This is a genomic window from Streptomyces sp. NBC_00663 (assembly GCF_036226885.1).
Taxonomy (GTDB): domain Bacteria; phylum Actinomycetota; class Actinomycetes; order Streptomycetales; family Streptomycetaceae; genus Streptomyces.
On record NZ_CP109027.1, the window covers coordinates 5,841,531 to 5,854,154 of the forward strand.

Genomic DNA, 12,624 nt, shown 5'->3' on the forward strand with positions numbered 1-12,624 from the left:
GTGGAGTGACTTGGTTACGACGCTTGCGGCATACGGGGGACGCCGGGCGCACGCGAGGGGGCGGACCGCTCCCGGCCCGTCCCCTCCGACACGCCAACCCGCGTGTCGTACGCGCTACTTGACCGCGCCCGCCATCACGCCGGACACGAACTGCCGCTGGAACGCGAAGAACACGATCAGCGGGATGACCATCGAGATGAAGGCACCGGTCGCCAGGATCTCGATGTTGCTGCCGAACTGCCGTACCTGCTGCTGAAGAGCGACCGTCAGCGGCTGCGAGTCGGCGTTGGTGAACACCAGCGCCACCAGCATGTCGTTCCACACCCACAGGAACTGGAAGATGCCCAGCGAGGCGAGTGCGGGTGCCGCGAGCGGGAGGACGACGGTGGCGAACAGCCGGGCCTCGCCCGCCCCGTCCAGGCGCGCCGCCTCCAGGAGCTCCCGGGGGATCTCCGCGAAGAAGTTGCGCAACAGGAAGATCGCGAACGGCAGTCCGAAGCCGACGTGGAACAGGACCGCGGCGATGATGTCGCCGAAGATCCCGAGCTCCCGGAAGAGCACGGTCAGCGGGATCAGCGCCACCTGCACCGGCACCACCAGCAGCCCCACCACGACCATGAACCAGGTGTCGCGGCCCTTGAAGTCCATCCACGCGAAGGCGTAGCCCGCCATCGCGCCGATGAGCACCACCAGCAAGGTCGCCGGGACCGTGATCCAGACGGTGTTGAACAGGGAGTCGGTGATCGTCTCGTTCTTCAGCAGCGTCTCGTAGCTGTGCGCGGTCAGCTGGCCCGGTGCGCTGAACACCTTCCACCAGCCCGAGGCGGCGATGTCGGTCGGGTCGCGGAACGACGAGACCAGCAGCCCGAAGGTCGGCACCAGCCAGACCAGCGCGATGCAGATCAGGAAGATCCGCAGTGCTCCGCCGGCCGTCCCGCTCGCCACCCGGGCGGCGAGGGAACGCTTGGCGCGCACGGGTGTGTCGACAGCGGTCACCGCTCACGCTCCTTCCGCAGCCGTCGCAGATTGATCCACATCACCGGCAGGACGAGCAGCAGCAGGATGACGCCGATCGCGCTGCCGATGCCGTAGCTGCTGCCGCCGCCGAAGGACGCCTGGTAGAGCTGGAGCGCCAGCACATTGGCGTCGTCCATGGTGGGCTGCGGGGCGATGATGTAGACCAGGTCGAAGATCTTCATCACGTTGATCATCAGCGTGACGAGGACGACGACCAGGACCGGCGCCAGCATCGGCACCGTGACCCGCCGGAACACCTGCCACTCGTTGGCGCCGTCGACCCGGGCCGCCTCCAGCAGGTTGCGGTCGACCCCGGCCAGCCCGGCCGCGATCAGCACCATCGCGAAGCCCGCCCACATCCACACGTACGCCCCGATGATCGCCGGGGTGACCAGGGTCGGGCCGAGCCAGTCGATGCCGTTGTAGGGGGCCGCGAAGTTCGAGCCGGGGAGCCTCAGTTGGGCCCCGTCCGCCTCGCCGGGGAGATGGAAGGTGCCGTCGGCGCCGCTCTTCGTGGAGGCGACGACCTCACCGTTCTTCACGGCCTCGATCTTGACGCCCTTCAGCGCCTTCTCACCGGCGTCGATCTGGCCTTTCGTGCCGCCGCCGCCCAGCTTGAAGTCCAGCCAGACCGTGCCGTCGACGCCGTCGCCGGTGGCCTCCTTCGCGGCCTCGGGGGTGCCGGGGAGCTTGTTGGGCGCGATGCCGACGAGCGGGAGAAGCGCGGGGGTCCCGGCCTTCACCGTGCCGGTCGTGGTGAACGAACCGCCGCCGGAGGCCTTCAGATCGCTCACCGCCGCGTTCGGCCGGGCCTTCGGATAGACCGAGGAGTCCACGAACGCGTCGTGCACACTCGTCACCACCGCGTTCGCGACCCCCTGGTCCGGGTCCGCCGCGTACACCAGCCGGAAGATGATGCCGGCCGCGAGCATCGAGATCGCCATCGGCATGAAGACGATCAGCTTGAACGCCGTACCCCAGCGCACCCGTTCGGTCAGCACCGCGAAGATCAAACCGAACGCGGTGACGACGGCCGGCGCGACCGCGACCCAGATCGCCGTGTTGCGTACGGCCGTCAGCGTGGCGTCGTTGCTGAAGATGTCGCCGTAGTTGTCCAGGCCGACGAAGTTCGAGCCGCCGGCGTCGTAGAGGCTGCGCCAGATCGAGTACCCGATCGGGTAGACCACGAGCGCGCCGAGCAGGACCAGCGCGGGCAGCAGGAACAGCACCGCCACCCACCGTCTGGTCCGCGTCACGCTCTTGCGCGGAGGGACGGAGGGCGTCGGCAGTGCGCCGGCGCCCTCCGCCGAGTTCGCCACCGAGGCCATCGGCGTCAGCTCGACCCGTAGGCCTTGGCCGCGTCGGCCTCCAGCTTCCGCTGGGCGCCCGCGACATCGCTCGGGTTGCTCAGGAAGTCCTGGAGGTCCTTCCACTCGCCGGTGCCCTGCGTGCCGCCGAAGGCCGCCGGGGCCTGGTCGGACATGTCGAACCGGAAGTCGTCACCGGCGTCGATGAGCGCCTTGGCGATCTGCCGGGTCACGTCGTCCTTGTACTTGCTCTGGTCCATCTCCTTGTTGGGGGAGAGGACGCCGCCCTGCGCCGCCCAGATCTCGGCCGCGTCGGTGGAGGCGAGGAACGTCAGCAGCGCCTGGGCGCCCTTGCCGTCCTTCAGCGCCACGGCCACGTCACCGCCGCTGACCACGGGGGAGTCGGCGCCGACCGCCGGGAACGGGAAGACCTTGGCGTCCGTGCCCACCTTCGCCTTGGTGTCGGCGTTGATGTTCGCGGTCACGAAGTCGCCCTCGTAGACCATCGCGGCCGGGGTGTCCCCGGTGAAGGCCTGGGTGACCGACTTCGGGAAGTCCGTGTCCAGCGCGCCCTTGCGGCCGCCCGCGATCAGTTCGTCCTTGCCCCACAGCTCGCCGAGCGTGGTGAGGGCCTGCTTGACGGACGGGTCCGTCCACTTGATCTTGTGCTGGGCCAGCTGGTCGTACTTCTCCGGCCCGGCCTGGGACAGATAGACGTTCTCGAACCAGTCGGTCAGCGTCCAGCCGTCGCCGCCGCCGATCGACACGGCGGGGGAACCGGCGTCGGACAGCGTCTGCGCGGTGGTGAGGAAATCCTTCCAGGTCTTCGGCGTCTCCGTGATCCCGGCCGCGTCGAAGGCCGCGGTGTTGTACCAGATCAGGGACTTGTTGGCGGCCTTCGCGTACACCCCGTACTGCTGGCCGTCGACCGCCCCGAGGTCACGCCACCCCTGGGAGAAGTTCTTGTCCAACTGGGCCTTCGCCTCCGCCCCGAGGGGCTTGAGCCACTTCTTCTCCGCGAACTGGTGGAGCACACCGACCTGCGGCAGGAACGCCACGTCCGGCGGCTGGCCGCCCTCGATCTTGGCGCCGAGGAAGGTGGAGGTGTTGTTGCCGGTCGGTACGAACTTGACCTTGGCGCCGGTGCGTTCGGTGAACTCCTTCAGGACCTGGGTGAAGTTCTCCTGTTCCGCTCCGGTCCAGACGGCGGCGACCTCCAGGGTCTGGCCGTCGAGCTTGGGGAGCGTCACGGAGGTGTCGGTCCCCGTGCCCTTGCTCTCGTCGTCGCTTGCGTTGTCGTCGTCTCCGCCGCACGCGGTGAGCACGAGGGCTCCCGCGAGGAGGGCTGCGGCCGTGGCCGTGGCCCTGCGTGTCCGGTAGGTGCTGCTCGTGCTGCGCATCACTGCCCCGTTCTTCGTTCGTCGTCGAACGTCGAGCGCTGTCCCGTGGGCTCTGGTCTACGCCGGGGGCATGGGGTCGGCAAGACCGCGTGCGGTGTCAAGCGGGAGATCGTTGCGCCGTCGTAACGCTGCGTTCTACGGCGGCCCTGGCGCCGCGCTCTACAAAAGTGACGGCACCTCCGTGGCCGCGACCTCCCGGGCCGCCCGCTCCAACGCGCTGGCCAGCAGGGCAAGATCCGTCGGGCCGTTCCCCAGCTCGCGCACCGGGCGGCGGGCCGGCGGATCGCCCATCCGCTGCCAGTCCAACGGCACCACCGTCGGCCGCAGCGTCGCCGTCCGCGGGATACGGCCGGTGACCCGGCCGGCCTGGAACGCCGTCGTACGGCCGTCCGCCCACGTCAATCGGCCGCGCCCCGGCGCCGGTTCGTCCGGACCGGCCGCCACCGCGTCCAGCGTGACCCGCAGCGACGCCCGCCGCGCCGGTTCCGACTCCGCCGTACGGCCGCCGGAGGTCGCCGCGGCGACCAGATGGACGCCGAGCCGCTCGCCCTCCCGCGCCACGGCCTCAAGCGCCCGGATCACGGAACCCGCCGACGGTCTGCCGGGGGAGCCGAGCGGGGGTGAGACCAGCGCGTCCAGGTCGTCGACGACGACCACGAGACGGGGCAACGGGGGCGCCGGCTCGGTCCGTTGCCGGGCCGCGCCGGGCCGTAGACGCATGGTGGAGCTGGGCGGGCTGTCCAGGTCGCCGTTCCCGGCCGCGCCGCGCTGGGCGACCATACGGCCCGACAGCTCACGGCCCGTGTGCCACTCGGCGAAGTCGGACCGGCCCAGCAGCTCCGCGCGGCGCTTCAGCTCGGCGCTCAGGGACTGCGCGAACTCCCGCATCCGGACGGGATCGTTGGCGGCGAGATGGGTGGTCACATGCGGTACGTCCGTGCAGACCCGCAGGCCTTCGCCGTGACCGCCGCCCACCGCGCCCACACCGTCCCGGCCGTCCATCAGGACGATGCTCAGCCGGTCCGGCCGCTCGGCCGCGGCCAGCGACGCGACGACCGCCCGCAGCAGTTCCGTACGGCCGCTGCCCGCCGGTCCCTCGATCAGCAGATGCGGGCCGTCGGCCACCAGATCGGCGCTGACCGGCCCGCGCGGGCCGGCGCCGAGCACGGCCCAGGCCCGTCCGCCGAGCGCCTCGGTGTCGTCCGCCGCGTCCGCCCAACGGGCCATCAGCGACGCCGGGGTGGCCCTGGCCAGCCCCAGCTCGTCCAGCAGCCGCGCCAGCTGGGGCAGCGGCGCCGACACGCGCGCGTGCCGCTCCTGCCCGGTGCCGTCCGTGCGCAACGGGGCGAGGGCTCGCGCGAACCGTTCCGCCCAGGCGGGGGAGACGGCGTCCACGGCGGCGACGGTGCCGTGGCCGACCGGGCCGGCCGGGGTCTCGCCGACCGGGGTGAGGTCGCCGGTGCCCGCGCCGCCGGTGGCCCGCGCCACCCGCAGCAGCCGTAGTGCCGTCGCCACATCGCCGCTGAGCAGCGCGACCGCACCGCACGCGCGAAACGTCGGCGCCGCCGTGCACGCCGCCTCGTACGTCTCCGTCACCGGCGACGCCGGCGAGGCCGGGGACGTCTCGGCGAGGCACACCACATGGATCCCGGCCCGCGGCCCCTCCAGCGCCAGCCGCGCCACGGCCTCGCGCACATCGGCGCCACCGGGGTCGCCGTCGACGACGAGGACGGTGTACGGCCCCACGAAGCCCGGGGTTCCCTCGGCTTCGTCGTCCTGCGCCCAGGAGGGGCGCCGGGGCGCCGCGGCTGTGGGCTGCGCGGGCAGATCCTCCAGCCGCCTGAGCAGTTCCTCCGTGCGTGCCGTGGCCTGCTCGCGGTCGTAGGCGAGGAGCAGACGGCAGTCCTGGCCGTGGACCGGGCGCAGATGCGGGAGCCAGCCGAGCCAGGCCCACTCGGCGGTGCGCTCCGCCACGGAGCGCGAGCGGTCCGCGCTGAGCAGGACTATCTCCAGGGTGTCGGGGGAGTGCAGCGCGGCGAGCTGGGCGAGCACCGCGCGGGCCAGCCCGGCCAGCCGCGCGCGCGGACCGGCCAGACCCAGCGCCCCCGCCTCGCGCAGATCGGCGGTCACCGGCACCGCGGGCAGCAGACCCGAGCCGTCCGGAGCAACCCGGTCGGCCGTGCCCAGCCGCACCGTGAGCGCCTCCGGGTGACCGGGGCCGCGCTCCCACAGCCGGGGCCCCGGGCCCAACGCCGTCAGCAGCAGCGCCGCCGGGTCCGGCCAGGTCTCCGGCGCCTGGGGCGCCCCCGAGACGGGTTCGGCGATCGGCGCGGCCTTCTCCTCGTCGTAGGCCTCGCTTCGGGACGACGCCGCGTCCTGCTCACCCCGCCCGCCGGTGAGCCGCCGCGCCCAGGCACCGAGCCCGCCACGCTTGCGCAGACCCTGCGGCACGTCGGTGCCGCGGAGGGGCGTGCCCTTGCGGCGGCCGGTCCCGGGAGCGTCCGTGCCATCGGCCCCGTCCGCGGCACGCGCGTGCTCGGCGGCGTCGTCATCCCGGCGAGAGACCCGGCCGGGCACGGGGCCGTCGACGGGGGTGCCCAGTGAGGGGCCGTCGACGGAGCCGCCTTGTGTCGGGCCGCCGAAGGGGCCGCCCTGGGTCGGGCCGTCGAAAGTGGCGTCCTGTGCCGGGCCTCCGAAGGGAGCGCCCTGCGCGGGCCCGCTCTGCGGGCGGGCGCCGGAAGCCCCGCCGTGGGCCGAGGCGTTGCTGGTGGGGCCGCCCCGCGCCGGGTCGGTGTAAGTCCTGTCAGAGGCCGGGGCGTTGCCGGAGGGCGCGTGGCTACCTCGCGTGCCTCCGAGGTCGCTGCCGCGTGGGGGCTCATCGTGCGCGTACGCCTCCCCCGCGCCCAGCCGTCCTCCGTGCGTCCGTCCGCTGTCTCCCGCGCCCGGCTGTCCCGCGTGGGTCCGCCCGCTGTCTCCCGCACTGGGTTGTCCCGCGTGGGTCCGTCCGCCGTCTCCCGCACCCGGCCAGGAGCCCTTCGCGCCCGTCCCCGAGGCACCCGCGTCCGCGCCCAGCCCTGAGCCACCCGCGCCCGGCCCCGCGGCACCCGCGTCACGCGCCGCCCCCGCCACGTCGGACACCCGGCGTCGGGAACCGCCGCCCCGGGTCTCGTACGGCCGGTTCCCGCGGCTCTCGATCCGGGGGGCTCCGCCCTGGCCGGGCACGACGGGCTCTTCGGCGGTGCCGTGTCCCTGTCCGCGAGCCTGCCCATGAGCCTGGCCGCGTCCTTGAGCCTGGCCCTGGCCTTGAGTCTGGCCTTGCCCCTGAGTCTGTCCTTGATTCCGGCCCTGGCCCTGTGTGGCCCAGTCGGCCGTGCCGGTTGTGTGGTGGGTCGGGGCGGAGGGGGCTGCGTCGACCCCACCCGCGTCCTCGTCCGTCGGCGCCGGTACGCGTACGTGCCCCTCGCCGTCCGGGGCCGTGTGCAGGCGGGCGCCGGGGCCGCCGGGCGGGGCCAGGCGGAGCGCCGACTCGCCGATGCGCAGCAGGGCGCCGGGCGGGAAGCGGACCGGGCGGGTGCCCACGCGGGTGCCGTCCAGCACCGTGCCGTTCGTGGAGTCGAGGTCGACGAGGGAGACGCGGCCATCGGCCCCGACCGTGACCGCGCAGTGCAGCCGGGAGACGTCCGGGTCGTCGAGCGGGACGTCGGCGTCGGCGGAGCGGCCGATCTCGATCCGGCCGCCGTGCAGCAGATGGACCCCGCCCGCGTCCGGGCCCGCGACCACGTCGAGACGGGCCGGGGCGTCGGCCACCTCGGGGTGCGGCTCGGGGTCGGTGGGCGCGCCGAGCGACAGCACCGCGCCGTCGGTCAGCGGGGGCTCGCCGAGGGTGCAGCGCTGGGCGTCGAGCCGCTCGGCACCGGCGTACAGCACGGGCTGGCCGGTGGCGGTGGCGCCGTCACCGGAGACCGCGGAGGCGAGCGCGGAGGTTATCGCCGCCAGGGCCGTCCCCGCGGGCGCCGTGACCAGCACGTCGCAGTTCGGGGTGCGGCCCCGGGCGGCCTCGGGAGGCGGGGCCAGCGGGTCTACGACGGTCAGCCGAATCTGCATCGCCGTCAGCGGTCCCTTCTGCCCGGGCGCGGACAGTCCCCCACCCCGCGCGAGCACATCGGCCAGTACTGCACGCATCCTCGCACCTGCCACTGACAGTCTGCCCGCCCCCCGGCGGTAAGTGATCTTGATTGGTCAGCTCTGCCCCCAAAAGTGCCTGACCAATGCCGCGCCACTGATCACTTGAGATCGGTCACGTCAGGCTCTGGCAACCGGCCGACCGGGTCGAGCGTCTTTCCTTCGAACAACTACGGGAACCGGTACGTAAGACGCACAGAACGACGACAGGCCGCTGCCAGGGGATGCGGCACTACAGTGGACCGGAACACAGGCAAGCAAGCAGGGAGCGCATGACGTGCGGCCGGTAGGCAGCAAGTACTTCCTCGAGGAGCCGCTCGGACGCGGTGCCACGGGGACCGTCTGGCGAGCCCGCCAGCGCGAGGCCGCGGGCGCCGAGGCGGCCGTGCAGGGCCAGCCCGGTGAGACCGTCGCGATCAAGGTCCTCAAGGAGGAGCTCGCGAGCGACCCGGACATCGTGATGCGGTTCCTGCGGGAGCGCTCCGTCCTGCTCCGGCTCACCCACCCCAACATCGTCCGGGTCCGTGACCTGGTCGTCGAGGGCGATCTGCTGGCCCTGGTCATGGACCTCGTAGAGGGCCCCGACCTGCACCGCTACCTGCGCGAGAACGGCCCCTTCACCCCGGTCGGCGCCGCCCTGCTCACCGCGCAGATCGCCGACGCGCTCGCCGCGAGCCATGCCGACGGTGTCGTCCACCGCGACCTGAAGCCCGCCAACGTCCTGCTCCGGCAGAACGGCGGCCAGATGCACCCGCTGCTGACCGACTTCGGCATCGCGCGCCTCGCCGACTCCCCGGGGCTGACCCGCACCCATGAGTTCGTGGGCACGCCCGCGTACGTCGCCCCCGAGTCCGCCGAGGGCCGCCCACAGACCTCCGCCGTCGACATCTACGGCGCCGGCATCCTGCTGTACGAACTGGTCACCGGCCGCCCGCCGTTCTCCGGCGGCTCGGCCCTGGAAGTCCTCCACCAGCATCTGAGCTCCGAGCCGCGCCGCCCGTCCACGGTCCCGGACCCCCTGTGGACCGTCATCGAGCGCTGTCTGCGCAAGAACCCCGACGACCGGCCCAGCGCCGAGAACCTCGCGCGCGGCCTGCGCGTCGTCGCCGAGGGCATCGGGGTGCACGCGAACTCCGCGCAGATCGCCGCCGCCGAGAACGTCGCGGCCCTCCTCGCGCCCGACCCGGCCCCGGCCGCCGTACCGGGTTCCGCGGACCCCACCCAGGTGCTGCCGCACGGCGCGGGGGCGTACGACCCGAACGCCGCCACCAACGTGCTGCCGCACGTGGGCGCCGCCGACCCCACCGCCGTGCTGCCCAACCGCGGCGCGGCCGACCCGACGGCCGTCATGCCGCCGGTGCCGCAGGGGCACCCCGGCCAGCCCGGCGGACCCGGCCCCGAGGATCCGCACCCCTGGCAGAACCAGCTGCGCGCGGCCCGCGACCGCAACGAACAGACGCAGGTCCAGTACCTCGACCCGAACCAGGACCCGCTGCGCCGCCGCCCCCAGCGGCAGGTCGCCCGCCCGCAGCAGCAGCCGCGCCCCCAGCAGCGCCCGCAGCCCCAGCAGGGGTACGGCTATCCGCAGCAGCAACCGCAGCAGCCGCAGCGGTACGCGCCCCAGCCGCAGCCCCAGCAGCCGCCGCAGCGATACGCGCCGCCGCCCCCGCAACAGCCCCAGCAGCCTCAGCGCGAGCCCAGGCAGCGCAGCTCCAGCCCGATGAAGATCCCCGGGCTCGGCTGCCTCAAGGGGTGCCTGTTCACGATCGTCATCCTGTTCGTCGCGGGCTGGCTGATCTGGGAACTGAGCCCGTTGCAGGACTGGATCGGCACCGGCAAGAGCTACTGGGACCAGATCGGGGACTGGATCGGGACGGTGTCCGGGTGGATCGGCGACCTGGGTGGCGGTTCGTCCGGCCAGTGACGCTTTGGGCCGCCCCGGCTCGCGGCGAGTCTGTTGATTTGTCGACACCCAGCGGGTGATTTCGGTCTCCGCGGTGAAGGTCGGCTCTTCGGACGCGTATTTTTGTCGCCAAGTCGCGTCGGTAGGAGCAGCCTTGGCACGGAAGATCGGCAGCCGGTACACCGCCCACCAGATCCTGGGGCGGGGCAGCGCCGGCACGGTGTGGCTGGGCGAGGGGCCCGAGGGTCCCGTCGCCATCAAGCTGCTGCGCGAGGACCTCGCGTCCGACGAGGAGCTCGTCGGACGGTTCGTGCAGGAGCGCACGGCGCTGCTCGGCCTGGAGCATCCGAACGTCGTCTCGGTCCGTGACCTGGTCGTCGACGGCAACGACCTCGCGCTGGTCATGGACCTCGTCCGCGGCACCGATCTGCGCACCCGCCTCGACCGCGACCGGCGGCTCGCGCCCGAGGCCGCGGTGGCGATCGTCGCCGACGTCGCCGACGGGCTCGCGGCCGCGCACGCGGCGGGCGTCGTGCACCGGGACGTGAAGCCGGAGAACGTCCTCCTCGACATGCAGGGCCCGCTGGGCCCCGGCGGCTCGCATCGCGCGCTGCTCACCGACTTCGGGGTCGCGAAGCTGATCGACACCCCGCGGCGGACCCGGGCCACGAAGATCATCGGGACGCCGGACTATCTGGCGCCGGAGATCGTCGAGGGGCTGCCCCCGCGCGCGGCGGTGGACATCTACGCGCTGGCGACGGTGCTGTACGAGCTGCTGGCCGGCTTCACGCCGTTCGGCGGCGGCCACCCGGGCGCGGTGCTGCGCCGCCATGTGACGGAGACCGTCGCCCCGCTGCCCGGCATCCCCGACGAGCTGTGGCAGCTGATCGTGCAGTGCCTCGCCAAGGCGCCGGCCTCCCGGCTGCGGGCCTCGGAGCTCGGGGCGCGGCTGCGGGAGCTGCTGCCGATGCTGGCCGGGATGCCGCCGCTGGACGTGGACGAGCCGGACGCGGAGGAGGACGAGGCCGAGGAGGCCGCGACACCGGAGGAGCCGGCGCCGTCCTCGGCGTCGCCGGTGCGGCGCGGGGCGGTGCCGCTGGTGCCGGGGGCGAAGCCGGCCGACTCCAACCGGGACACGCATACGTCGATGAGGGTGCCGGCGCCGGACGAGCTGGCGGGGGGCGCGCGGGGGACGGCGCGGGTGCCACGGGCCGCCGGGGCGCCGCGGCCGGGGTCGGCGCGGAACCGGGCGACCACGCGGCGGCGCCGGGTGGCGGTGAGTGTGGCGGCGGTGGTGCTGGCGGCTGCGGCCGGGGTCGGTACCTGGGCCGCTGTGTCGGGGGACGACGCGGGGGCGACTCCGCAGGACACGAAGAACTCGGCGCCGGGCACTCCGTGAGGTGACGGCTCGGTGGGGCGCGCGCCGGGTTTCCTCGCCCCCGCCGCCCCTACCCGTCCCGTCCCTGGGGGCTGCCGCCCCCAGACCCCCGCTTCGGCCCCGAAAGGGCCTTGTCCTCGAACGCCGGACAGGCTGAGAGATGCGGGCCGGCGCCTTGAGAGGTGCTCGGCCGAGGTCGCTTGCCGTAGCCGTTAGGCTGGAGGCGTGGCAGTCGTCGATGTATCCGAAGAGCTCAAGTCCCTCTCCTCGACCATGGAGTCGATCGAGGCCGTTCTGGACCTCGACAAGCTGAGGGCAGACATCGCCGTGCTCGAGGAGCAGGCGGCCGCGCCGTCCCTGTGGGACAACCCGGACGAGGCGCAGAAGATCACCAGCAAGCTCTCCCACCTCCAGGCGGAGGTGCGGAAGGCCGAGGCCCTGCGCGGACGGATCGACGATCTCTCCGTGCTCTTCGAGATGGCCGAGGAGGAGGACGACCCGGACACCCGCGCCGAGGCGGAGTCCGAGCTGGTCTCCGTGAAGAAGGCGCTGGACGAGATGGAAGTCCGCACGCTCCTCAGCGGTGAGTACGACGCCCGTGAGGCGCTCGTCAACATCCGCGCCGAGGCCGGTGGCGTCGACGCCGCCGACTTCGCCGAGCAGCTCCAGCGCATGTACCTGCGCTGGGCCGAGCGGCACGGCTTCAAGACCGAGATCTACGAGACGTCGTACGCCGAAGAGGCCGGCATCAAGTCGACCACCTTCGCGGTGCAGGTGCCGTACGCCTACGGCCAGCTCTCCGTCGAGCAGGGCACCCACCGGCTCGTGCGGATCTCGCCCTTCGACAACCAGGGCCGCCGGCAGACCTCGTTCGCGGGTGTGGAGATCCTGCCCGTCGTCGAGCAGACCGACCACATCGACATCGACGAGTCCGAGCTGCGGATCGACGTCTACCGGTCCTCCGGTCCCGGCGGCCAGGGCGTCAACACGACCGACTCCGCGGTGCGCATCACACACCTGCCCACCGGCATCGTCGTCTCCTGTCAGAACGAGCGCTCGCAGATCCAGAACAAGGCCACGGCCATGAACGTTCTTCAGGCGAAGCTGCTTGAGCGGCAGCGCCAGGAGGACCGGGCCAAGATGGACGCCCTCAAGGACGGCGGCAGCTCCTGGGGCAACCAGATGCGTTCGTACGTCCTGCACCCTTACCAGATGGTCAAGGACCTGCGGACGGATTTCGAGGTCGGCAACCCGCAGGCGGTGCTCGACGGTGAGATCGACGGGTTCCTGGAGGCGGGAATTCGCTGGCGCAAGCAGCAGGAGAAGTAACTTTGTCGACTTGACCATCCATGCCCGTCCGTGATGGTCGACCCTTCAACCGCCTCCGATCCGGAGGCGGTTGTCTTTTGTCCGGGTTCTACAGCTCGCTCACAGCGG

General features: G+C 72.8%; 7 protein-coding genes. 3 read left to right on the forward strand and 4 right to left on the reverse strand.

All coding sequences use genetic code 11. The features are described 5' to 3' along the window. Positions 1-114 precede the first annotated feature (114 nt). The 4 genes from OG866_RS26590 to OG866_RS26605 form a co-directional block, all read right to left on the reverse strand. The gene (locus tag OG866_RS26590; RefSeq protein WP_329338435.1) at positions 115-996 is read right to left on the reverse strand and encodes a carbohydrate ABC transporter permease; all 882 of its coding nucleotides are present in this window, start codon (positions 994-996) and stop codon (positions 115-117) included. Beyond that, positions 993-2,345 carry a carbohydrate ABC transporter permease gene (locus tag OG866_RS26595; RefSeq protein WP_329338436.1) on the reverse strand — a complete coding sequence of 451 codons (1,353 nt, stop codon included), beginning with the start codon at positions 2,343-2,345 and terminating at the stop codon, positions 993-995. Before OG866_RS26595 ends, OG866_RS26590 begins: the two co-directional genes overlap by 4 nt. A 5-nt stretch (positions 2,346-2,350) precedes the next feature. Then, positions 2,351-3,724, reverse strand: a complete 1,374-nt coding sequence (locus OG866_RS26600) for an ABC transporter substrate-binding protein (protein ID WP_329338437.1) — start codon at positions 3,722-3,724, stop codon at positions 2,351-2,353. Positions 3,725-3,883: 159 nt separating this feature from the next. Next, on the reverse strand, positions 3,884-7,828 hold the full coding sequence (locus tag OG866_RS26605) for an FHA domain-containing protein (protein ID WP_329344318.1): 3,945 nt from the start codon (positions 7,826-7,828) through the stop codon (positions 3,884-3,886). Between the two features lie 355 nt (positions 7,829-8,183). On the opposite strand from OG866_RS26605, the gene OG866_RS26610 reads away from it, so the two are divergent. From OG866_RS26610 to prfB, 3 genes are all read left to right on the forward strand, one after another. Next, on the forward strand, positions 8,184-9,830 hold the full coding sequence (locus tag OG866_RS26610; RefSeq protein ID WP_329338438.1) for a serine/threonine-protein kinase: 1,647 nt from the start codon (positions 8,184-8,186) through the stop codon (positions 9,828-9,830). 133 nt (positions 9,831-9,963) lie between these two features. Further along, on the forward strand, positions 9,964-11,208 hold the full coding sequence (locus OG866_RS26615) for a serine/threonine-protein kinase (protein ID WP_329338439.1): 1,245 nt from the start codon (positions 9,964-9,966) through the stop codon (positions 11,206-11,208). A gap of 204 nt (positions 11,209-11,412) precedes the next feature. Beyond that, complete coding sequence (gene prfB / locus OG866_RS26620; RefSeq protein WP_329338440.1) at positions 11,413-12,516, forward strand: peptide chain release factor 2; 1,104 nt, start codon at positions 11,413-11,415, stop codon at positions 12,514-12,516. The last annotated feature ends 108 nt before the right edge of the window (positions 12,517-12,624 follow it).

Excerpts from the sequence above, each read along its gene's own strand:
- OG866_RS26595 (WP_329338436.1), bottom strand. The coding sequence starts at position 2,345 with ATGGCCTCGGTGGCGAACTCGGCGGAGGGCGCCGGCGCACTGCCGACG.
- OG866_RS26600 (WP_329338437.1), bottom strand. The coding sequence starts at position 3,724 with ATGCGCAGCACGAGCAGCACCTACCGGACACGCAGGGCCACGGCCACG.
- OG866_RS26605 (WP_329344318.1), bottom strand. The coding sequence starts at position 7,828 with ATGCAGATTCGGCTGACCGTCGTAGACCCGCTGGCCCCGCCTCCCGAG.